Annotated in this window: 22 protein-coding genes; 16 read left to right on the top strand and 6 right to left on the bottom strand. The window is 72.6% G+C overall.

Annotation, left to right across the window (positions count from 1 at the left end; translation table 11 throughout):
- The first annotated feature begins 137 nt into the window (after positions 1 to 137).
- Genes Q343_RS0102975 through ccsB form a run of 6 tightly spaced genes read left to right on the top strand, consistent with a single transcriptional unit; the run spans position 138 to position 5,458 of the window.
- Entirely contained in the window at positions 138 to 614 is a 477-nt protein-coding gene (locus tag Q343_RS0102975) for a MarR family winged helix-turn-helix transcriptional regulator (RefSeq protein ID WP_029252102.1), read from the top strand.
- A 27-nt stretch (positions 615 to 641) separates the two neighbouring features.
- Positions 642 to 1,292, top strand: coding sequence for a histidine phosphatase family protein (locus tag Q343_RS0102980; protein ID WP_029252103.1), 651 nt, complete (start codon positions 642 to 644; stop codon positions 1,290 to 1,292).
- A gap of 44 nt (positions 1,293 to 1,336) precedes the next feature.
- Positions 1,337 to 1,933 carry a TlpA family protein disulfide reductase gene (locus Q343_RS0102985; RefSeq protein ID WP_043109179.1) on the top strand — a complete coding sequence of 199 codons (597 nt, stop codon included), beginning with the start codon at positions 1,337 to 1,339 and terminating at the stop codon, positions 1,931 to 1,933.
- 2 nt (positions 1,934 to 1,935) lie between these two features.
- The gene (locus Q343_RS0102990) at positions 1,936 to 2,691 is read left to right on the top strand and encodes a cytochrome c biogenesis CcdA family protein (RefSeq protein ID WP_029252105.1); all 756 of its coding nucleotides are present in this window, start codon (positions 1,936 to 1,938) and stop codon (positions 2,689 to 2,691) included.
- The gene (gene resB, locus Q343_RS0102995; RefSeq protein WP_081829576.1) at positions 2,691 to 4,442 is read left to right on the top strand and encodes a cytochrome c biogenesis protein ResB; all 1,752 of its coding nucleotides are present in this window, start codon (positions 2,691 to 2,693) and stop codon (positions 4,440 to 4,442) included. The genes Q343_RS0102990 and resB overlap by 1 nt, the downstream gene beginning before the upstream one ends.
- Entirely contained in the window at positions 4,439 to 5,458 is a 1,020-nt protein-coding gene (ccsB, locus tag Q343_RS0103000; RefSeq protein ID WP_029252107.1) for a c-type cytochrome biogenesis protein CcsB, read from the top strand. Before resB ends, ccsB begins: the two co-directional genes overlap by 4 nt.
- A gap of 46 nt (positions 5,459 to 5,504) precedes the next feature.
- Here the strand turns inward: ccsB and Q343_RS0103005 are convergent, their stop codons facing one another.
- Positions 5,505 to 5,810: a PLD nuclease N-terminal domain-containing protein gene (locus Q343_RS0103005; protein WP_029252108.1), complete on the bottom strand. Its 306-nt coding sequence runs from the start codon at positions 5,808 to 5,810 to the stop codon at positions 5,505 to 5,507.
- Positions 5,811 to 5,841: 31 nt separating this feature from the next.
- Between Q343_RS0103005 and Q343_RS0103010 the strand changes: the two genes are divergently transcribed.
- Positions 5,842 to 6,255 (top strand): DUF4229 domain-containing protein, encoded by a 414-nt coding sequence (locus Q343_RS0103010; protein WP_029252109.1) that lies wholly within the window; start codon positions 5,842 to 5,844, stop codon positions 6,253 to 6,255.
- On the opposite strand, the gene Q343_RS0103015 is transcribed toward Q343_RS0103010, so the two are convergent.
- The 3 genes from Q343_RS0103015 to Q343_RS0103025 all read right to left on the bottom strand — a co-directional run bounded on the left by Q343_RS0103015 (position 6,145) and on the right by Q343_RS0103025 (position 9,384).
- The gene (locus tag Q343_RS0103015; protein WP_029252110.1) at positions 6,145 to 7,014 is read right to left on the bottom strand and encodes a 1,4-dihydroxy-2-naphthoate polyprenyltransferase; all 870 of its coding nucleotides are present in this window, start codon (positions 7,012 to 7,014) and stop codon (positions 6,145 to 6,147) included. The two genes, Q343_RS0103010 and Q343_RS0103015, sit on opposite strands and share 111 nt — an antisense overlap.
- Positions 7,015 to 7,138: 124 nt before the next feature.
- Complete coding sequence (locus tag Q343_RS0103020; protein WP_029252111.1) at positions 7,139 to 8,275, bottom strand: AMP-binding protein; 1,137 nt, start codon at positions 8,273 to 8,275, stop codon at positions 7,139 to 7,141.
- Between the two features lie 143 nt (positions 8,276 to 8,418).
- A complete protein-coding gene (locus tag Q343_RS0103025; RefSeq protein ID WP_029252112.1) occupies positions 8,419 to 9,384 on the bottom strand; it encodes a 1,4-dihydroxy-2-naphthoyl-CoA synthase in 966 nt (321 codons plus the stop codon).
- A 54-nt stretch (positions 9,385 to 9,438) separates the two neighbouring features.
- On the opposite strand from Q343_RS0103025, the gene Q343_RS0103030 reads away from it, so the two are divergent.
- The 5 genes from Q343_RS0103030 to Q343_RS0103050 all read left to right on the top strand — a co-directional run bounded on the left by Q343_RS0103030 (position 9,439) and on the right by Q343_RS0103050 (position 14,700).
- Positions 9,439 to 9,762, top strand: coding sequence for a DMT family transporter (locus Q343_RS0103030; protein ID WP_029252113.1), 324 nt, complete (start codon positions 9,439 to 9,441; stop codon positions 9,760 to 9,762).
- Positions 9,762 to 10,361 carry a TetR/AcrR family transcriptional regulator gene (locus tag Q343_RS0103035; RefSeq protein ID WP_052366808.1) on the top strand — a complete coding sequence of 200 codons (600 nt, stop codon included), beginning with the start codon at positions 9,762 to 9,764 and terminating at the stop codon, positions 10,359 to 10,361. The genes Q343_RS0103030 and Q343_RS0103035 overlap by 1 nt, the downstream gene beginning before the upstream one ends.
- A gap of 38 nt (positions 10,362 to 10,399) precedes the next feature.
- A complete protein-coding gene (locus tag Q343_RS0103040; RefSeq protein ID WP_043109182.1) occupies positions 10,400 to 11,377 on the top strand; it encodes an o-succinylbenzoate synthase in 978 nt (325 codons plus the stop codon).
- Between the two features lie 5 nt (positions 11,378 to 11,382).
- Positions 11,383 to 13,176 carry a 2-succinyl-5-enolpyruvyl-6-hydroxy-3-cyclohexene-1-carboxylic-acid synthase gene (gene menD, locus Q343_RS0103045; RefSeq protein ID WP_029252116.1) on the top strand — a complete coding sequence of 598 codons (1,794 nt, stop codon included), beginning with the start codon at positions 11,383 to 11,385 and terminating at the stop codon, positions 13,174 to 13,176.
- Positions 13,177 to 13,248: 72 nt separating this feature from the next.
- The gene (locus tag Q343_RS0103050) at positions 13,249 to 14,700 is read left to right on the top strand and encodes a S1C family serine protease (protein ID WP_248616725.1); all 1,452 of its coding nucleotides are present in this window, start codon (positions 13,249 to 13,251) and stop codon (positions 14,698 to 14,700) included.
- 76 nt (positions 14,701 to 14,776) lie between these two features.
- On the opposite strand, the gene Q343_RS14425 is transcribed toward Q343_RS0103050, so the two are convergent.
- Both Q343_RS14425 and Q343_RS0103060 read right to left on the bottom strand, forming a co-directional pair.
- Positions 14,777 to 15,220 (bottom strand): GNAT family N-acetyltransferase, encoded by a 444-nt coding sequence (locus Q343_RS14425; RefSeq protein WP_052366810.1) that lies wholly within the window; start codon positions 15,218 to 15,220, stop codon positions 14,777 to 14,779.
- A 61-nt stretch (positions 15,221 to 15,281) separates the two neighbouring features.
- A complete protein-coding gene (locus Q343_RS0103060; RefSeq protein WP_029252119.1) occupies positions 15,282 to 16,667 on the bottom strand; it encodes an isochorismate synthase in 1,386 nt (461 codons plus the stop codon).
- 60 nt (positions 16,668 to 16,727) lie between these two features.
- Between Q343_RS0103060 and Q343_RS0103065 the strand changes: the two genes are divergently transcribed.
- From Q343_RS0103065 to Q343_RS0103080, 4 genes are all read left to right on the top strand, one after another.
- Positions 16,728 to 17,423 carry a demethylmenaquinone methyltransferase gene (locus tag Q343_RS0103065; protein ID WP_029252120.1) on the top strand — a complete coding sequence of 232 codons (696 nt, stop codon included), beginning with the start codon at positions 16,728 to 16,730 and terminating at the stop codon, positions 17,421 to 17,423.
- 150 nt (positions 17,424 to 17,573) lie between these two features.
- Positions 17,574 to 18,872, top strand: coding sequence for a geranylgeranyl reductase family protein (locus tag Q343_RS0103070; RefSeq protein ID WP_029252121.1), 1,299 nt, complete (start codon positions 17,574 to 17,576; stop codon positions 18,870 to 18,872).
- 55 nt (positions 18,873 to 18,927) lie between these two features.
- Entirely contained in the window at positions 18,928 to 19,290 is a 363-nt protein-coding gene (locus tag Q343_RS0103075; RefSeq protein ID WP_029252122.1) for an NADH-quinone oxidoreductase subunit A, read from the top strand.
- A gap of 58 nt (positions 19,291 to 19,348) precedes the next feature.
- Positions 19,349 to 19,900, top strand: a complete 552-nt coding sequence (locus Q343_RS0103080; RefSeq protein WP_029252123.1) for an NADH-quinone oxidoreductase subunit B — start codon at positions 19,349 to 19,351, stop codon at positions 19,898 to 19,900.
- The last annotated feature ends 18 nt before the right edge of the window (positions 19,901 to 19,918 follow it).

Below are 19,918 nucleotides of genomic sequence, written 5' to 3' on the forward strand. Positions count from 1 at the left end.
AAGCGTACCGTGGGAACCCGAGGAAGTCACGGTCTATTCCCGCGGTCGCGAGACAGATCGCCTCGAGGCTGTGGACGACCCGGGCGCAAGTGTTCGTAGCCTGATAGAAAATGTGTTCCGACCAAGGGGGAGCAGGGATGCCTGAAGAGACGACGGGTGAGCCGCGCTGGCTCGATGCGGACCAGCAGGTCCAGTGGCGCCGCTACATCGAGGGTGCCTCGCGGCTGAGCGAGGCCCTGGCCCGGTGGCACGACGATCACCTGAGCGTCTCCCTCAGCGAGTACGAGGTCCTCGTCCGCCTCTCGGAGTCCCCGGGACACTCGATGCGGATGTCGCGCCTGGCCGACGGGCTCGCGTACTCGCGCAGCCGGGTCACGCACACGGTGCGGCGGCTCGAGGCGAAGGGATTCGTCGCCCGCTCCGAGGCGGAGGGCGACCGTCGTGGGATCGAATGCACGCTGACACCCAACGGGTTCGAGACCCTCGAGCAGGAGGCCCCGATCCACGTCGAGGGGGTCCGTCGGTACATGGTCGACGCCCTCGACGACGCCGAGCTCGAGAGCCTCGGCCGGGCGATGGCCTCCATCGCCCGGGCGTGCCGCGAGGACGAGTAGCGGGCCGCCGTCTGGGAGACTGGGCGCATGGTCACCACGACGGTCCACCTCATGCGTCACGGCGAGGTGCACAACCCAGACGGAATCCTCTACGGCCGTATCCCCGGCTACCACCTCTCGGAGCGTGGGCATGAGATGGCGCGGCGCGTCGCCTCCCACCTTGCCGACCCGGAGGCGGGCCGCGACATCACCGCGGTGATCGCCTCGCCGCTGCAGCGCGCGCAGGAGACCGCGACGCCGATCGCCGGGGCGCTCGGGCTCGAGCTCGGCACCGACGAGCGTCTGATCGAGGCGGGCAACCACTTCGAGGGCATGACGTTCGGCGTCGGGGACGGCTCCCTGAAGCACCCGGAGCACTGGCGCTACCTGTGGAACCCGATGCGGCCGTCGTGGGGCGAGCCGTACAAGGATCAGGTGGCCCGGATGGCGGCGGCCGTGCGGTCCGCACGGGACGCCAACGCCGGCCACGAGGTCGTGCTGGTGTCGCACCAGTTGCCGGTGTGGATCACTCGGCTGAGCCTCGAGGGCCGTCGGCTCTGGCACGACCCGCGCAAGCGGCAGTGCTCGCTCGCCTCGCTGACGTCGCTGCGATTCGAGGACGACCGGTTCGTCGGGCTGAACTACACCGAGCCGGTCGCCGACCTCCTCCCGGGCGCGGCCACCACCCCCGGCGCCTGAGGCGTTCACAGGTTCGGTTCAGGATCGTCATGGAAACTCCAGGCATGCCCCTCGTTCGACGTTCGCCGCTGGCGCGCGCCCGTGTCCTGGCCGCGCTCGTCCTGCCGGCCCTGGTGCTGGCGGGCTGCGCCCAGGACTCCGGGTCGACCGGGACCGCGGATGCCCTCGACCAGGGGTACGTCTCGGGGGACGGGTCCGTGCGGGCCTGGGAGCCCGACGAGCGCAGCGAGCCGGTGACGATCACGGGCACCGACTACGACGGCAATGCGGTCGACACGAGCGACTACCTCGGCCAGGTCGTGCTCCTCAACACCTGGTACGCGGGGTGCGCTCCGTGCCGCGCCGAGGCGCCGACGCTCGTCGACGTCGACACCAACCGTGACGACGTCCAGGTCGTGGGGATCAACGGGACCGACGACGCCGGGACGGCCCAGGCCTTCGAGCGCACCTTCGAGGTGCCGTACCCGTCAATCGACGACAAGGACGGCTCCGCCGTCGCGACGCTCCAGGGGACGGTGCCGCTCCAGGCGGTCCCGACCACGGTGCTGCTCGATCCCGAGGGGCGCGTGGCCGCCCGGGTGATCGGCGAGGTCGAGCCGTCGACCCTCGACGATCTCGTCGACGACGCCGGGGAGCTCTGACCGTGGGCGGAGACTTCGCGACCGCCGCGTTCTCCGGCTCGCTCCTCCTGGCGGTCCCGGTCTCGCTTCTCGCGGGCCTCGTGTCGTTCGCGTCGCCGTGCGTCCTTCCGCTCGTCCCGGGCTACGTCGGGTACGTCGGCGGTATGGCCGCCGCGACCGCGGGCGAGAAGGAACGTCCGGGCCGAGGCCGCGTCGTCGGCGGTGTGGCGCTCTTCGTCGCCGGCTTCGCGCTCGTCTTCGTGACGCTCACGGTGCTCGCCGGCGTGATCGGTGCGCAGATCCTGGCCGTCGAGGACACCGTCATGCGCGTGCTCGGCGTCGTGGTGATCGCCATGGGACTCGTGTTCCTCGGCGCGTTCCCGGCGTTGCAGCGCGAGCGGCGCATCCACGTCGCGCCTCGGGCCGGACTGTGGGGCGCGCCCGTGCTCGGCATCGTCTTCGGCCTGGGCTGGGCGCCCTGCATCGGCCCGACGCTCGCTGCCGTCCTCGCCCTGTCGCTCGACTCCGGCTCGGCGGGTCGTGGCGCGATCCTCGGGGTCGCCTACTCGATCGGTCTGGGCCTGCCGTTCCTCGCCATCGCGCTCGGCCTCGAGTCGTCGGAGCGCATGGTCGGGTTCCTGCGCCGTCACCGGCTCGCGATCATGCGGATCGGCGGCGGCCTGCTCGTCGCCCTCGGGATCCTGCTGGTGACCGGGGTCTGGTCCGCGTGGATGTCGCAGATATCCGTGTGGATCGGCGGATTCGAGCCGGTGATCTGATGGCACGCACCCCGTACCGCCCCGAGGGCATCGACGACGCGTTCTCCACCGGGGAGTCCTCGTCCGCCCGTCCGGACGGTTCCTCCCCGGCGCCGGCCGCGCGCCCGACCGCGCCCGCGATCGGCGTCCGCGGCATGCTGCGGTGGATGTGGCGTCAGCTGACGTCGATGCGCGTCGCGCTCCTCCTGCTGATGCTGCTGGCGGTCGCGGCCGTTCCCGGCTCGGTGCTTCCGCAGACCTCTCAGGACGCCGCGGCCGTCGCCGCGTACCTCGTCGACCACCCGACCACCGGACCCTGGCTCGAGGCCGCCGGGTTCTTCGACGTGTACTCGTCCGTCTGGTTCTCGGCCATCTACCTCCTGCTTTTCGTCTCCCTCGTGGGCTGCATCCTGCCGCGGACGGCCGCGCACTGGCGCGCGCTGCGGGGTCGGCCACCACGGACCCCCCGACGGTTTGCACGCTTCCCCGCGCAGGCCACGGGGACGTCGTCGGCCGCACCCGAGGCCGTCGCCGACGCCGCGGTGCTCCACCTGCGCGGACGTCGTCGGGTGCTCCCGATCTTCCGGGTGGAACGCGGCGAGGAGCCTGCGACCGCGAACCGACCGGCGACGGCGACCGTCGCCGCCGAGCGCGGGTACCTGCGCGAGTCCGGCAATCTCCTGTTCCACCTGGCGCTGCTCGGGCTGCTCGTCTCCGTCGCGACCGGCCAGATGCTGCACTACCGCGGACAGGCGATCCTTGTCGAGGAACGCGGGTTCGCGAACTCCGTCGTGGACTACGACACGTTCGAGAACGGCGCGCTGTTCGACCCGACGTCGCTCGAGGCGTTCACGATGACGCTCGACCGGTTCGAGTCGGAGTTCGACGCCGTCGGAACCCCGCGCGACTTCACGGCCTACGTGACCGTGACCGAGCCCGGCGGGGAGCCGACCTCCGAGACCATCAAGGTCAACCATCCGCTCGACGCGGGAGACGCCAAGATCTACCTCCAGGGCAACGGTTACGCGCCCGACGTCACCGTCCGCGACGCCGACGGCGAGGTCGCGTTCGCCGGACCGGTGCCCTTCATCCCCGAGGACCAGGTCTACACCTCCCGCGGGGTCATCAAGGTCCCGGACGTCTCGCCGGGCCTCGAGCAGATCGGGTTCGTCGGGTACCTCCTGCCCACCGCGGTGATGGAGGACGGCGGTGCACGCTCGGTCTACCCCCAGCCCGGGAACCCGCAGCTCGTCCTCGACGTCTACACGGGGGACCTCGGCCTCGACGAGGGTGTCCCGCAGAACGTCTACAGCCTTGACACCGACGACATGACGCCGTCGACCGAGGAGGACGGGACCCCGACGACGATCGTCCTGGGCGTCGGCGACACCGTCGACCTGCCCGACGGCGGGAGCATCACCTTCGAGGACCTGCCCCGGTACGTGGCCCTCGACCTGCGCCACGACCCCGCGCTGGGCTTCATCCTCACGTTTTCGCTCCTCGCCCTCGGCGGGCTCGCCGTGTCGCTCTTCACGCCCCGGCGCCGCGTCTGGCTGCGCACGTGGGCCGAGGACGGGCGTACCGTCGTAGAGGTCGCGGGCCTGGCCCGGCACGACGACGCGGGGCTCCAGGGGCAGGTCGACGACCTCCTCGCAGACCTTCCCGGGATCGGGGCCGGCGACGACGACACGAGCAGCGACGACACCACCAGCGACGACACCACCACGAACGGCGAGGCCGACGGCCCCGCACCAAGGAAGGCCGACCGATGAGCATCGCCGAGTTCAGCACCGACCTGGTCTGGGGGGCTGCCACCGTGCTGGCGGTGTCCCTGATCGCCTTCGCGATGGATCTCGCGCAGGTCTCCGCCCGTCGAGCCGAGGCCTCCCGCGCCGAGGAGCAGTCCGACGCCGCCCCGGCGGCCGAGTCGGCCGACTCCGCCGGCGCCTCGGTCTCGTCAGCGGTCGAGGGTGGGACACCCTCCGGCGGGTCCACGGCGACGGTGACCGCGACCGACGAGGCCCCGCAGCGTCGTCGTGCCGCGGGGATCGGGGTCTCGACGGCCTGGCTCGGCACGATCCTGCTCGGCGTCGCCATCGCGGCCCGAGGTGTCGCCGCGGGCCGTGCCCCCTGGGCCAACATGTACGAGTTCACGCTCGTCGGCGCGTTCGTCGCGCTCGTGGTCTTCCTCGGCGTGAACGTACGCCGCGACATCCGCTGGCTCGGTGCGTTCGTCACGGGCATCGCGATCCTGTTCATCGCGGTCGCGCAGGTCAACTTCTTCGTCCCGGCCGACGGGCTCCAGCCGGCGCTGCAGTCCTACTGGCTCGTCATCCACGTGGGTGTCGCGATCATCGCGTCCGGGATCTTCACCGTCGCGTTCCTGATGTCCGTCCTGCAGCTGCTGCGTGACTCGCGGGACGAGGGCAGCGCGATCCTCAACCGCCGCGGCTGGGGCTGGCTCGAGCTGACCCCGACCCCGACGCGCCTCGAGGGGCTCAGCTTCCGGCTCAACGCGGTCGGGTTCGTCCTGTGGACCTTCACGGTGATCGCCGGCGCGATCTGGGCCGAGCACGCGTGGGGCCGGTACTGGGGCTGGGACCCCAAGGAGGTCTGGAGCTTCGTCGTCTGGGTGGTCTACGCGGCCTACCTGCACGCCCGCACCACCCGGGGCTGGTCCGGACGTCGTGCCGCCTACTTCGTGCTCGTCGGCTACGCGTGCGTCATCTTCAACTTCACCGGCGTGAACCTGATCTTCAACGGGAAGCACTCGTACTCGGGCATGTGACCCCGCGGGTGGTCGACCCGCGTGCCCGACCCTGCGGTGCGCGTGTCTACTCCGTGTCGTCGGAGGCGTCGGTGCCGTCCTGCTTGCGGCGACGCTCCTCCTGGCGCAGACGCCACAGGAAGTCGGGGTCGTCGTCGGGGGCGACAGGTCCGCGGCGTGCCGCCGGGCGTGCCCGGCCGTTGCGGCGCGTGATCAGCCACGCGACGGGGCCGAGCACCGGAAGGATCACGATCATGAGGATCCAGAGTCCACGGGGGATTCCGTTGCGCTCGGACTCCTCGCTGCCGATGCAGTCGGTCAGCGCATACACGGTGAGGCCGACGACGACCAGGACAATTGCTACGCGCGCCATGCGCACAGCCTAAGGGCCTAGGCTGGGTCCCGTGCCCTTCGTCGTGTATTCCCTGCTCCGCCTCGCCGTCTTCGCCGGGGTGCTCGTCGCGCTCTACGCGGTGGGGATGCGGGACTGGTTGCTGATCGTCGTCGCCGCACTGGCGGCGTTCTTCGTGTCCTACCTCGCCCTGAACGGCCCGCGGACCCGCGCGTCCGAGTACCTCGCCGCGCGGTCCGAGCACCGCAGGGCGACCGGCGAGAAGTTCTCCCGGGAGATCGAGGACGAGGCCGCCTACGAGGACGCGGCGGACGATGCCGCGCGCGGGCTGGACCGGCGCGGCGGGGGCGCGGAGCTAGAGGGCGAGACCGAGCCCGAGAAGGATGCCGAAGGCGAGCTCGAACATCCCGGTCCCGGCGAGCACGCGGACGAGGCCGGGTCCGGTCGCACCGGCCAGGACCGGTAGGCAGAGCAAAACCGCCGGTGCGAGGAGGAGTAGCACGAGCAGGCTCCACGGCGCGGCGATCGCGCAGACGACGCCGAGCGCGAGCGGCACCCAGATCATACCGACGTAGGCCCACCGGGCCCGACGGTCGCCGAGCCGGACAGCGAGAGTCCGCTTGCCCGCCACATAGTCGGTCGGGATGTCGCGGATGTTGTTGACCATGAGGATCGCGCAGGCGATCGAACCGACGGCGACCGCACCGACCCAGCCGAACCACGGGACCCGGTCGGCCTGCACGTACGTCGTCCCGACGGTCGCGACGAGGCCGAAGAACACGAACACGCCGACCTCTCCGAGTCCCCGGTAGCCGTAGGGACTCCGCCCGCCGGTGTAGTACCAGCCGGCCGCGATCGACACCGCGCCGACGGCGAGCAGCCACCAGTGACCGGTCGGCGGGACGAGCGCGAACCCGAGGACCGCCGCGACGGCGAACGAGCCGAAGGCCGCGTACTTGACCTGGCGGGCGGGTGCCGCGCCCGAGGCGGTCAGTCGCATCGGCCCCACCCGGTCCACGTCCGTGCCCCGGACCCCGTCGGAGTAGTCGTTCGCGTAGTTGACCCCCACCTGCAGCGAGAGCGCGACGCCGAGCGCCAGGAGCGCCGGGAGCAGGGCGAACCCGTCGATCGCGGCGGCGGCGCCGGAACCGACCAGGACGGGCGCGGCGGCCGCAGGAAGAGTGCGCAGGCGCGCGCCTGCGATCCACTCGGAGCGGGTGGCCATGGGTCCTCCTGGACGATTGTGCGGGTCGACGGCGGCCCCCAGCGTATCGGCCGCCGGTGCCCGCACCGGTCCGGACGCGTGGGCGGCGGCTTCGACCGAGTGCTCTCGTCCTGGACGGCGAGGACTACTTCCCGGAGCGCTCGGCGAGGGCCCGGCACGCGGCGCGGTCGACCTTCCCGGAGTCGCGCAGCGGGAGGGCGTCGACGACGACGACGCGGCGGGGAGCCGCGGGTCCGCCGAGGCGTGCCGTGACACGTGTCCGGAGCTCGGGCAGGAGTGTGGCGCCGTCGAGGGGCTCGGCCCGCGACCGGCTCGTGACGACGGCGACGACGGCCTGCCCCCACTCGGCGTCCGGCACGCCGACGACGCAGGCCTCGCCCACGCCGTCGAGCCCGGCGACGACCTCCTCCACCCGGACGGGTGCGACATTGACGCCGCCGGTGAGGATCACGTCGTCCGCGCGTCCGAGGACCCGGAGCGTGGCTCCGTCCCAGGCACCGAGGTCGTTGGTCCGGAACCAGCGCGAGCCCTCGGCCTCGACGAACGCGGCGTCGGTTGCGTGCGGGTCGCCGACATAGCCCGCGGCGAGCACCGGTCCGCCGAGCGCGACGACGGGCCCCGCCGGCCCGTGACCGAGCCGCACCCGGACGCCGTCGAGCGGGACGCCGTCGTACACGCACCCGCCGCAGGTCTCGGTCATCCCGTAGGCCGTGACGACGGGGACGCCGGCCGCGCGGGCACGGTCCAGGAGCGCGGGCGCGGCGGGCGCACCGCCCAGGAGCACGGCGTCGAGGCGGGCGAGCGCCGCGACCGCGGGGCCGCCGGCGTCCATCACCCGGTGCAGCTGCGTGGGCACGAGCGAGAGATAGCGGCGTTCGCCGCGAGCCTCGCCCTCGAGCCTGACGACGACGTCCGGGGTGAAGCGGTCGAACGCCGTCGTGACGAGCGCTCCGCCCCCGACGACGGAGCGCGAGACGACCTGGAGGCCCGCGACGTGGGTGGCGGGCAGGGCGAGCAGCCAGTCGCCGGCACCGCCGAGGCGGGCGTGGGTCGCGTCTGCGGACGCCCGCAGGGCAGCGGCAGAGAGCGCGACGGCGCGCGGTTCCCCGGTCGACCCCGACGTCGGGACGACCATCGCGGTGCCGAGCGGGACCGGCGCGTCCGGGGTGCGCCCTGCGGCGACGACCGCGGGCCCGCCGTCGAGGGCGCGCGCGACGGCGCGACGCAGGTCGGCAGGGTTCGCGGCGGGGTCGACGGGCACCCGCCCATGCTAGGCACGGTGCCGCGCCGATCGCGTCCGCCGAGCGGCACGTTGCTGCCGTCTCCGCGCCCCGGAGAGGACCAGAACGTGCCGCTCGGCGGGGAAATCAGGCGGCCGGGAGCTCAGGCGGCGGGGAAGTTCGCTCAGAAGGCGTAGGGGAACCCGGACCAGTCGGGCTCTCGGCGCTCGAGGAACGCGTCGCGCCCCTCGACGGCCTCGTCGGTCATGTATGCGAGGCGCGTCGCCTCCCCGGCGAACACCTGCTGACCCATCATCCCGTCGTCGGCGAGGTTGAAGGCGAACTTCAGCATCCGCACGGCCTGCGGGGACTTGCCCGCGATCGTGCGCGCGTAGTCGACGGCGAGCGCCTCGAGGTCGTCGTGGTCGGCGACCTCGTTGAGCGCTCCCCAGCGTTCGGCGTCCTCGGCGGTGTAGGTGCGGGCGAGGAAGAAGATCTCGCGGGCGCGCTTCTGTCCTACCTGCTTGGCGAGGTAGGCGGACCCGTACCCGCCGTCGAACGAGCCCACGTCGGCGTCGGTCTGCTTGAACCGTCCGTGCTGGCGGCAGCCGATGGAGAGGTCGGCGACGACGTGGAGAGAGTGCCCGCCACCGGCGGCCCAGCCGTCGACGACGGCGATCACGACCTTTGGCATGGTGCGGATGAGGCGCTGGACCTCGAGGATGTGCAGGCGTCCTGCCCGGGCGGGGTCGACGGCGTCGACGGTGGCGACCTCCCCGCCGCCGTCCTCGGCGGTCGTGTACTGGTATCCGGAGCGGCCGCGGATGCGTTGGTCGCCGCCGGAGCAGAACGCCCAGCCGCCGTCCTTGGGCGAGGGGCCGTTGCCGGTGATCAGCACCGTCCCGACGTCGGACGTCATGCGGGCGTGGTCGAGCACCCGGTAGAGCTCGTCGACCGTGTGGGGGCGGAAGGCGTTGCGGACCTCGGGCCGGTCGAACGCGACGCGGACGACGGGGAGGTCGCGCTCCCCGTCCGCGGTCCGCGCGACGCCGCGGTGGTACGTGAGGTCGGTGAGATCCTCGAACCCGGCGACGTCGCGCCATGCCTGGGGGTCGAAGGTCTGGGACACGGTGCGGGGGAGTGCGCTCACGTCGTCACCCTAGTCCGCGGTCACGCGATCCGATAGTGGTACGCTCGTACCACTATGGCATGGATCGTTCTCGTCCTCTCCGGGCTCCTCGAGACCGGATGGGCGCTCAGCCTCAAGGCCTCGGACGGGCTCAGCCGTCTGTGGCCGACCGTCGGGTTCGTCGTCATGCTCGCGGCGAGCATGGCCGGTCTCTCGTACGCGCTCAAGACACTACCCGTCGGTACGGCCTACGCCGTCTGGGTGGGGATCGGGGCCGTCGGGACGGCGGTGCTCGGCATCGCCTGGTTCGGCGAGCCGGTCAGCGTGCTCAAGATCGTCTCGCTCGTCCTGATCGTCGCCGGCGTCGTCGGGCTCAACATCTCCGGAGGAGGTCACTAGTGCCGACCCAGAACGCCCCGCGTCGGCAGGCCCGGGGTCGCCGTCGCCACGACGCGATCGTCCGCGCCGCCGCCGACATCATGCTGAGCGAGGGGGCGGCCGCCGTCACGCACCGGCACGTCGCCGCGGTCGCCGACGTCCCGCTCGCCGCCACCACGTACTACTTCAGCGGGATCACGGACCTGCTCGCCGCGGCGGGCGCGCTGATCGTCGAGGGATGGGGGGCGCACGTCGAGGAGCAGGTGGAGGTGGCGCGGGCCGCGGAGACCGCGGGCAGGCTCGACGGGGTCGAGGCGGACCTTCGCCGCGCAGAGATCCTGACGGACGCGATCCTCCCGGCGGGCGACCGCAACGCGGTGCGCGGGTTCTACGAGCACCTCGTGGGCGCGGGTCGGGTCCCCGAGCTCGCCCAGGCCTACGCGGACGGTCGGGTGGTCCTCGACGACGCGCTCGCCGAGCTCTTCACCGTCCTCGGGCTCGCGGACCGCTCGCACCTGCTCGTCGCGATCGTCGACGGTGCCGCCGTCAGCGCCCTGGCGGAGGGACGCGACGCCCGCGAGCTGGCGGTCCGGCTCATCCAGCAGGTGCTCGCGCCGTAGCGGACCCCGCACGGGGCTCACCTCAGTACGCTGGCAGGATGTCCGACGCCGACCTGCACGTCTACAGTCTGCCGCTCCGGGTGCGATTCCGGTCGATCGACGTCCGCGAGGGCGTCCTGGTCCGCGGAGACGCCGGGTGGGGCGAGTTCTCGCCGTTCCGGGAGTACGACGACGCAGAGGCCGCCGCGTGGTGGGCCGCGGCCCGGGAGGCGGCCGACCAGGGATGGCCGGACCCCGTGCGGGGCTCGGTCCCGGTGAACGTGACCGTCCCGGCCGTCGACGGTGCCCGGGCCGCGCAGATCGTCCGGTCGTCCGACGGGTGCACGACCGCGAAGGTCAAGGTCGCCCAACGGGGCGCGGACGGCACCGTCGAGGAGCTGGGCGCCGAGATCGAGCGCCTCGAGGCGGTCCGCGACGCACTCGGTCCGCAGGGGCGGGTGCGCATCGACGCGAACGGCGCCTGGGACCCCGACGAGGCGGTCCGCCGCATCGTGCGGCTCGACCGCGCGGCCGGCGGGCTCGAGTACGTCGAGCAGCCCTGCCCCGACGTCGCCGGCCTGGCCGCCGTCCGCCGCCGCGTCGACGTCCCCGTGGCCGCCGACGAGTCGATCCGGCGCGCCGACGACCCGTTCGCGGTCGTCGCGGCCGACGCCGCCGACGTGATCGTGCTCAAGGTGCAGCCGCTCGGCGGGGTCCGTCGCTGCCTCGACCTGGCCGAGCGTCTCGGACTGCCCGTCGTCGTCTCCTCGGCCGTCGAGAGCTCCGTCGGGATCGCCGCCGGTGTGGCGCTCGCGGCTGCGCTGCCCGAGCTGCCGTACGCCTGCGGGCTCGCGACCACCCAGTTGTTGACGCGCGACGTCGTCGACCGTCCCCTCGCGCCCGTGGACGGCGAGATCGCCGTGCGCCCGGTCGAGCCACGGCCCGATCTCCTGGCCGCGGCGGCGCCGGACCCGTCGACGGTCGCCTGGTGGGACGAGCGTGTCCGACGCGTCGCCGCGCGGGCCGTGGCACTGTGAGTGCCGTGAACGAGAACGCCCCGGCCACGGACCCCGTCGACCCTCCGGCCGTCCGCGCCGCCCGGTCCGTCGTCGACCTGCTGCTGGCCCACGGGATGCGCGACGCGGTCGTGTGCCCGGGGTCGCGCTCGGCCCCGCTGGCCTACGCGCTCGCCGACGCCGAGGCCGAGGGCCGGGTGCGGCTGCACGTCCGGGTCGACGAGCGCACGGCAGGGTTTCTCGCGCTCGGGCTGTCCCGCGGCGCAGGGCTCGACGGGCCTCCGGTGCCGGTGGCGGTCGTGACGACCTCCGGCACCGCTGCGGCGAACCTGCACCCCGCGATCCTCGAGGCGCACCACGCGGGGGTCCCCGTCGTCGCCCTCACGGCGGACCGCCCGCACGAGCTGCGGGGCACCGGGGCGAACCAGACCACCGACCAGGTCGGGCTCTTCGGCACGGCCGTGCGCCACGCAGTCGACGTACCGGCGCCCGAGGGGAGGGACGGGCAGGACCGAGACCTGCGTGACGTCGTCACGCGCGCCGTGGTCGCCGCGACCGGGGCGCGGACGGCCTACCCGGGGCCGGTCCACCTCAACCTCGCCTTCCGTGACCCGCTCGCCCCGTCGCGCCTGCGAGCCGCGGGCGAGGGAAGCGGCAGCGGGACGGACGTGCCCGTCGTCGGGCGCGTCGAACCGGTCCTCGCCCCCGACGTCCTCGCTCACCCGCTGCTCGACGTCGGACCGGACGAGCCGCCCACCGTCCTCGTCGCCGGCGACGGCGCCGGACCGCACGCCCGCCGCCTGGCGGAGGCACGCGGGTGGCCGGTGCTCGCCGAGGCCTCCTCCGGGGCATCGGGTGGCTCGAACGGGATCGCCGCCCACCGGCTCGTGCTCGGGGTCGAGGGCCTGATGTCGACGGTCCGGCGCGTCGTCGTCGCCGGCCGGCCGACGCTGTCCCGTCCCGTGCAGGCGCTGCTGGGCCGCAAGGACGTCGACGTCGTCGTCCTCGCCCCGGGCGGAGCGCCGTGGCCCGACGCCGCCCGCAGCGCCGCGCTCGTGCTTCCCGCCGTCCCCGCGCGATGGTGGGAGGCTGAGCCCGGCCCCGCGGGCCACCTGGACCAGTGGCGCCGCGCGGGGACGGCTGCCGCCGTCGCCGTCGCCCGGGTGCTCGACGACGACGAGGCCCTGACCGGCGTGCACGTCGCCCGCGCCGTGGCGCGCGCGACCGGGGCCGGGGGACTGCTCGTCGTCGGATCGTCCAACCCCGTACGCGACCTCGACCTGGTTCTCGACGCCACGCCCCCGCTCGTCCTCGCGAACCGCGGCCTCGCCGGCATCGACGGCACCGTCTCGACGGCGACCGGCGTGGCCGTCGCCGCGGGTCGGCCCACCACGCTCCTGGCCGGAGACCTGACCTTCCTCCACGACGCGGGCGGGCTGCTGCGCGGGCCGGGAGAGCCGCCGCTCGACCTCCGGATCGTCGTGGTCGACGACGACGGAGGCTCGATCTTCGCGACCCTCGAGCACGGGCGCCTCGCCACGGAGGGCGACCGCGCCGCAGCGCGGTTCGAGCGGATCTTCGGCACTCCGCACGGGGCAGACCTGGGGACGATAGCCGCCGGCTACGGGGTCGCGGTCGTCGAGATCGACGGACGTGCGGGCACCGGCCCCGACGCGCGCGACGAGCTCCGGTCGGCGCTGGCCCGCCCGGTCCACGGCATGCAGATGATCCACGTGTGGGTCGGGCGCGACGGCCGGCGGACCCACGGCCAGGCGCTCGCGGCGGCCGTGGTCCGGGCCTGCTCCTCCGTCCGCTCCTAGCAAACTCCCAGGTTCCCCGGAGGCGCATCCCAGCATGAGCAGGTGGAATAGGGACACACCGAGGAGGACAATGTGAGCGATCAGCAGCAACCCGGGGGACCGGACGAGCACCCGCAGCCCGACATGACCCAGCCCGTACCGCCGGTTCCGCCCGAGCCGTCGGCGCCGGAGCCGACCCCGACCTACGCCGACGGGGCGACCCCGCCCGCGGGCCCCCAGCAGATGCAGCAGCCGTCCTATCCTCCGTACCAGGAGGACCACTGGGCGCAGCAGCCGTACACGCCCGTCCAGGAGCAGCCTGCGAAGAAGAAGAAGAAGACGTGGATCCCGATCACCGCGGCCGTGGTCGCGGCCCTCGTGGTCGGCGGTCTCGGGACGGCCGCCGCGCTGGACGCTTTCGACGACGACTCGTCCTCCTCGCTGGCGACGGTGGGCGAGGACGAGGACCGGAGCGACGTCGACGGCCCGGTCGAGGCCGACGGGGAGACCCCGGACTGGGAGGCCGTCTCGGCCGCGGTCGCGCCGTCCGTCGTCTCGATCCAGGTCTCGTCCGGGCAGTCGGGTGCTGAGGGATCCGGTGTCGTCATGGACGACGAGGGCCACGTCCTGACCAACAACCACGTCGTCTCCGGGGCCGACCAGGTTCAGGTCACGCTCAGCGACGGCACGCTCTACCCCGCCGAGATCGTCGGGACGGACGACGCGACGGACCTCGCGGTGGTCCAGATCCAGGACCCGCCGGACGACCTGACCCCCGCGACCTTCGGCGACTCCGACGGCATCGAGGTCGGCGAGCCCGTGATGGCTGTCGGCAACCCGCTCGGGCTGGCCAACACCGCGACCACCGGCATCGTCTCGGCGATCGACCGCCCGGTGCAGGCCTCGGGCGAGGACGGCTCGACGACGGTCGTTACCAACGCCATCCAGATCGACGCGGCCGTCAACCCCGGCAACTCGGGCGGGCCGTTGTTCGACTCCGAGGGCCGCGTCATCGGCATCACCTCGTCGATCGCGACGCTCTCCGACGGGACGAGCCAGTCCGGCTCGATCGGCCTCGGCTTCGCGATCCCGGTCAACCTCGCGCTCGACGTCGGCGAGCAGCTCATCGAGTCGGGCTCGGCCGAGCACGCGTTCCTCGGCGTGACGCTGGCCGACACCACCGTGACGGCCGACGGCGTGACCCGCCTCGGGACCGAGGTCGGCGAGGTGACGCCAGGCTCCGCGGCGGACGAGGGCGGTATCCAGGCCGGCGACGTCATCGTCGCGATCGACGGTGACCCTGTCAGCGGTGCCGCGTCACTGACCGGCTACGTGCGCGAGCGCCGGGCCGGTGAGGTCTCGACGATCACGCTCGTGCGTGACGGGCAGACGCAGGACGTCGACGTCACGTTCCAAACACGTGCGGCGGAGGAGGAGGCCGAGGAGTCGCCGAACACGCCGAACCCTGACGAGGAGGGCGACGGTTCGCAGATCCCGGACGAGATCCCGGACTGGCTGCGCGACCTGCTGGAGCAGCGGGGCTGATCGCAGACCCTGCGACCTACGACGGCGGGCCGTCCCCGAGAGGGGGCGGCCCGCCGTCGTGGTGCGTGGAGGTCGGTCAGTCGAGCACCCGGCTGAAGTAGGTCGCGTCCGCCGAGTACCCCAGGGCTCCGTAGAGGTCGCCGCCGTCGTGCGCGACGAGGCCCAGGCGGCTCGCGCCCGTGGACCGGGCCCAGGTCTCGCCGGCCCGCACGAGGGCCGTCGCGACGCCCTGGCGGCGCAGGTGCGGAAGAACGGCGACCTCCTCGATGCGGACCAGGTCGCCACCGGCGCCGAGGGTGCGCTGGTGCCCGGCAAGGAGGTGGCCGACGATGCCCTCGCTCGGGTGCTCTGCCACGACCAGGTAGGTACCGAGCGCCGAGGTCAGGCGCCCGAACGACTGGTTGAACTCGTCCCGGGTCGGCGCCTCACCGGGAAGCTCCTGGACCAGGGGCCAGACGGCGTCGCGGTCGCCGATCGTCGCGCGGCGGATCTCGAACTCGGGCGTGGACTGCTCAGGCATGGTCGTCAACGTATAGACGCACATACCGGTCATGGGTGGTGTGCCGGTATACGGGCGCTACTTAGGGGTGGTTCCAGATTCCCCGGAGCGCGCTCCGGACGGGCTCGAGCTTCGCCTCGGACTCGACGAGCTCTGCCCGGGAATCCGAGGCTGCGACGATTCCGCAGCCGGCGAAGAGCCGGACCGTCCGCGGGTCCGCGTGGGAGATCTCGGCGCACCGGAGTGCGATTCCCCACTCGCCGTCGCCGTCGGCTCCCAGCCACCCGACGGGCCCTGCGTACCGGCCACGGTCCATGCCCTCGATCTCGCGGATCATCTCGCGGGCAGCCGTGGTCGGGGTCCCGCAGACGGCGGCCGACGGGTGGAGGGCGGCGGCCAGGGCGAGGGAGGACGGCGTCCGTCCCTCGCTGTTCTCCTCGGCCACCGTGTGCCCGAGGACGCCCGTGACGTCGGAGGCGAGGTGCAGGACGTTCGGCAGGTGGAGCACGAAGGGGGCGTCCGGGACGTTCATGGACGAGCAGAAGGGCTCGAGCGCGTCGGCGACCGAGCGCACCGCGTACTCGTGCTCCTCCAGGTCCTTCGACGAGCTGGCGAGGAACACGGCAGGGTCCGGCCCGTCGTCGGGCAGAGGTGCTGCGCGACGGATCGTCCCGGCCAGCACCCGCGACGTGACCAGCCCCTTCTCCGAGCGCACGAGCAGCTCGGGGGTCGCTCCCGCGAGCCCGTCCACGCTGAACGTCCAGCACGACGGATAGTTCTGCGCGAGGTTGGCGAGCAGCCACCGGGCGTCCACCGGACGCTCGGCGGTCGTGACCACGTCCCGCGCCAGGACGACCTTGTCCACCTCGCCGTCGCGGATCCTACGGGTGGCCTCCTGCACGACGGCGGCCCAGTCCTCGGTCCCAAGCGCGCCCGGGTGCTCGACGACCTCGCCGGGGGACGAGACGGGCGTGCGGCCGTCGGGGTCGAGGAGATGGGTGCCGGGCGAGTGGGAGAGCGAGCCGGTCGCGTCGATCGTGGTGAGCCACGTCGTCGTGCCGCGACGGCCCACGACCACGCGCGGGACGATCAGCACGCCGCACGGCCGGGCATCGCCGTCGGCCCCGACGACGTCGTCGAACGCGAACGAGCCGAAGGCGACCGGTCCTGCGCCGGGCACGTGCACCTCGTCGCGGACGACGGCGCGGGCGAGGGCCTCCTGCCAGGCGGCCTCGGCGTCGGCGAACCGGCCGGGGCCGTAGGTCTCGAGCCGGAGCGCCTCGCCCCAGCCGACGATCCCCTCGCCCCGGCGCACCCAGCTCAACGGCCGGGCGTCGGGGAGCAGGTCGATCAGCGCGGCGGGCCCGTCGGGCAGGTCGTCGATCGCGATCGTCCGGACCACGAGCGTGGGCTGCGGACGCGCGGAAGGCGCCGACACGGTCGTGGGCGCGGGGATCTCTGCAGTCATCGAGGATCAGCCTAAGCCTGGCATCCGCGGTTTGCGGCCCGGTCGTGGAACGATGTGACCATGTCGCGCGCAAGCCTGGAGAAGAAGCCCACCGAGGTCGCCTCGATGTTCGACGGGATCGCCCGTCACTACGATCTCGTCAACGACCTCGCCTCGCTGGGGCAGGACCGGCGATGGCGCCGGCTCACCGTCGACGCGGTCGGCGCGATGCCGGGGGAGCGTGTTCTCGACCTCGCGGCCGGGACCGGTACCTCGAGCGAGCCGTTCGACGCCGACGACGTGCGCGTGGTCCCGTGCGACTTCTCGATCGGGATGCTCCGCACCGGGAAGGCCCGGCGTCCCGACCTCCCGTTCGTCGCCGGTGACGCCACGCACCTCCCGTTCGCGGACGCCAGCTTCGACGCGGTCACGATCTCGTTCGGTCTGCGCAACGTCGTCGACACGTCGGCCGCGCTCGCCGAGATGCTCCGCGTCGTCCGCCCCGGCGGTCGCGTGGTGATCTGCGAGTTCTCCGAGCCCACGTGGGCGCCGTTCCGCACCGTCTACAACGAGTACCTGATGCGCGCGCTGCCGAAGGTCGCGGGCGTCGTCTCGAAGGATCCGGGGTCCTACGAGTACCTGGCCGAGTCGATCCGCGAGTGGCCGGTCCAGGAGGAGCTCGGCCGGCTCATGCTGCGGGCGGGGTGGGAGCAGGTCGCCTACCGCAATCTCACGGGAGGGATCGTCGCGCTGCACCGCGGCGTGCGCCCCTTCTGAGCAAGGTGTGCCTTAGTTCACATCGCGCCACAGATGTGGATAGAGTGTGATCGAACGTTGTGACTGCCTTCACAACCTCTGCGGCGCGCGCTCGTGGCCGCAGTGGGAGAGGGTTGAGCGAGTCGGTCCGACCTAGGGATTCAGGTGAGCATGAGCAACAGCGATGATGCGGATGTCATCGTCGTCGGCGCGGGCCCCGCGGGCTCAGCCGTCGCGCACTACTGCGCTGTTGCCGGCCTCACCGTCCTCGTCCTGGAGAAGGCGAGCTTCCCCCGCGACAAGATCTGCGGCGACGGACTGACGCCTCGTGCCGTGGCCGAGCTGGCCCGGATGGGGGTCGACACCTCCGAGGACGACGGGTGGATCCGCAACGAGGGCCTGCGGGTGGTCGCGGGAGCCCGTTCCTGGGAGCTCGCCTGGCCCGAGATCGACGCCTACCCGTCCTACGGGATGGCGCGGGCGCGCACCTCGCTCGACCACCGACTGGTCCAGCACGCCCAGGCCTCCGGGGCGAAGCTGCGCGAGCGCACGGCCGTGACCGGGCCCGTCGTCGACGAGCGCACCGACCGCGTCGTCGGTGTCACGGCGCGCGACGTGGACGAGCGCGGGCGCAAGGTCGGCGACGAGATCACGTTCCGCGCACCGATCGTCGTGGCCGCCGACGGCGTGTCGTCCCGGTTCGCCCTCGGGCTCGGCCTCGAGAAGCGCGTCGACCGCCCGGTGGGCGTCGCCGTCCGGACCTACTTCGAGACTCCGCGGCACGACGACCCGTGGATGGAGTCGCACCTGGAGCTGTGGGACGGCGCACCGGGCCGCTCGAACCAGCTCCCCGGCTACGGCTGGATCTTCTCCCTCGGTGACGGCACGGCGAACGTGGGGCTCGGCTCGGTGAGCTCGACCCCGGCGCGGCAGTCGGCGGCGAACATCGACTACAAGGACCTCTTCGGCAAGTGGATGGCGAACGCCCCGGGCGACTGGGAGTTCACACCGGAGAACCAGCGCGGTCCCGTGCGCGGGGCGGCGCTCCCGATGGGGTTCAACCGCAAGCCCCTCTACACCCGCGGAGTCTTCCTCGTGGGGGACTCGGGCGGCATGGTCAGCCCGTTCAACGGCGAGGGCATCGCCTACGCCCTGCAGGCCGGTCGCGTCGCCGCCGACGCGATCGCCCAGGCGCGGACGCGCGGGACTGACGCCGCACGCGAGCGAGTGCTCGAGCGCTACCCGCGGCAGATGAGCGACGAGCTGGGTGGGTACTACACGCTCGGCCGGATCTTCGTGAGACTGATCGAGCAGCCGCGCATCATGCAGGCGTGCACCAGGTACGGACTGCCACGGCCTGTCGTGATGCGGTTCGTCCTGAAGCTGTTGTCCGATTGCTACGACCCGCACGGTGGCGACTGGGTGGACCGAGTCATCACCGGGTTGACCAAGGTGGTTCCCAGCTCATGACCAGCCCGAACCTGTCAGCGTCGACGTTTCGAGCCCTCGCCCGAGGAGTGATCTCATGACCAACCCCTACGTGCCCCTGCTGTTCCTCATGGGGATCGGCGCGGTCCTCGCGCTCGGCGGTGTCGGGGCGAGCGCGATCCTCGGCCCGAAGCGCTACAACCGGGCGAAGCTCGACGCGTACGAGTGCGGGATCGAGCCCACGCCCCACGCGGTCGGCGGCGGTCGCTTCCCCATCAAGTACTACCTCGTCGCGATGACGTTCATCGTCTTCGACATCGAGGTCGTCTTCCTCTACCCGTGGGCCGTCGACTTCGCCACGCTCGCCGGGTTCGGGCTCGTCGCCATGCTGACCTTCATCGCCCTGATCACCGTGCCGTTCGTCTACGAGTGGCGTCGCGGCGGTTTCGAGTGGGACTAGTCGAGCAGCACTCGCACGCACCGACAGCACCGTTCGCGCGGACCAGGAGGTAGTCACCATGGGGATCGAAGAAGCTCCATCCGGATTCTTGCTCACGACCGTCGAGGACCTCGCGGGGTACTTCCGCAAGGCTTCCGTCTGGCCGGTGACGTTCGGGCTCGCGTGCTGCGCCATCGAGATGATGGCCGCGGGCGCGTCGAGGTTCGACCTGTCCCGGTACGGCATGGAGGTCTTCCGCGCCTCGCCCCGCCAGGCCGACCTCATGATCGTCGCCGGTCGTGTCAGCCAGAAGATGGCACCCGTCGTGCGGCAGGTCTACGACCAGATGGCCGAGCCGAAGTGGGTCCTGTCGATGGGGGTCTGCGCCTCGTCGGGCGGCATGTTCAACAACTACGCGATCGTGCAGGGCGTCGACCACATCGTCCCCGTCGACGTCTACCTTCCCGGCTGCCCGCCGCGGCCCGAGATGCTCATCAACGCGATCCTCGCCCTGCACCAGCAGATCCAGGCGACGCCGCTCGGCGCCAACCGCGTCGAGGCGGCCCGTGCTGCGGAGGCGGCAGCTCTTGAGGCGACACCGACCCACCAGATGAAGGGGCTGCTGCGGTGAGCGAGAACGACAAGCCGT

Origin of the sequence: Paraoerskovia marina DSM 21750 (assembly GCF_000701465.1) — a bacterium.
Taxonomy (GTDB): domain Bacteria; phylum Actinomycetota; class Actinomycetes; order Actinomycetales; family Cellulomonadaceae; genus Paraoerskovia; species Paraoerskovia marina.

Excerpts from the sequence above, each read along its gene's own strand:
- Q343_RS0102975 (WP_029252102.1), top strand. The coding sequence starts at position 138 with ATGCCTGAAGAGACGACGGGTGAGCCGCGCTGGCTCGATGCGGACCAG.
- Q343_RS0102980 (WP_029252103.1), top strand. The coding sequence starts at position 642 with ATGGTCACCACGACGGTCCACCTCATGCGTCACGGCGAGGTGCACAAC.
- Q343_RS0102985 (WP_043109179.1), top strand. The coding sequence starts at position 1,337 with ATGCCCCTCGTTCGACGTTCGCCGCTGGCGCGCGCCCGTGTCCTGGCC.
- resB (WP_081829576.1), top strand. The coding sequence starts at position 2,691 with ATGGCACGCACCCCGTACCGCCCCGAGGGCATCGACGACGCGTTCTCC.
- ccsB (WP_029252107.1), top strand. The coding sequence starts at position 4,439 with ATGAGCATCGCCGAGTTCAGCACCGACCTGGTCTGGGGGGCTGCCACC.
- Q343_RS0103005 (WP_029252108.1), bottom strand. The coding sequence starts at position 5,810 with ATGGCGCGCGTAGCAATTGTCCTGGTCGTCGTCGGCCTCACCGTGTAT.
- Q343_RS0103015 (WP_029252110.1), bottom strand. The coding sequence starts at position 7,014 with ATGGCCACCCGCTCCGAGTGGATCGCAGGCGCGCGCCTGCGCACTCTT.
- Q343_RS0103030 (WP_029252113.1), top strand. The coding sequence starts at position 9,439 with ATGGCATGGATCGTTCTCGTCCTCTCCGGGCTCCTCGAGACCGGATGG.
- Q343_RS0103040 (WP_043109182.1), top strand. The coding sequence starts at position 10,400 with ATGTCCGACGCCGACCTGCACGTCTACAGTCTGCCGCTCCGGGTGCGA.
- Q343_RS14425 (WP_052366810.1), bottom strand. The coding sequence starts at position 15,220 with ATGCCTGAGCAGTCCACGCCCGAGTTCGAGATCCGCCGCGCGACGATC.
- Q343_RS0103060 (WP_029252119.1), bottom strand. The coding sequence starts at position 16,667 with ATGACTGCAGAGATCCCCGCGCCCACGACCGTGTCGGCGCCTTCCGCG.
- Q343_RS0103065 (WP_029252120.1), top strand. The coding sequence starts at position 16,728 with ATGTCGCGCGCAAGCCTGGAGAAGAAGCCCACCGAGGTCGCCTCGATG.
- Q343_RS0103070 (WP_029252121.1), top strand. The coding sequence starts at position 17,574 with ATGAGCAACAGCGATGATGCGGATGTCATCGTCGTCGGCGCGGGCCCC.
- Q343_RS0103075 (WP_029252122.1), top strand. The coding sequence starts at position 18,928 with ATGACCAACCCCTACGTGCCCCTGCTGTTCCTCATGGGGATCGGCGCG.
- Q343_RS0103080 (WP_029252123.1), top strand. The coding sequence starts at position 19,349 with ATGGGGATCGAAGAAGCTCCATCCGGATTCTTGCTCACGACCGTCGAG.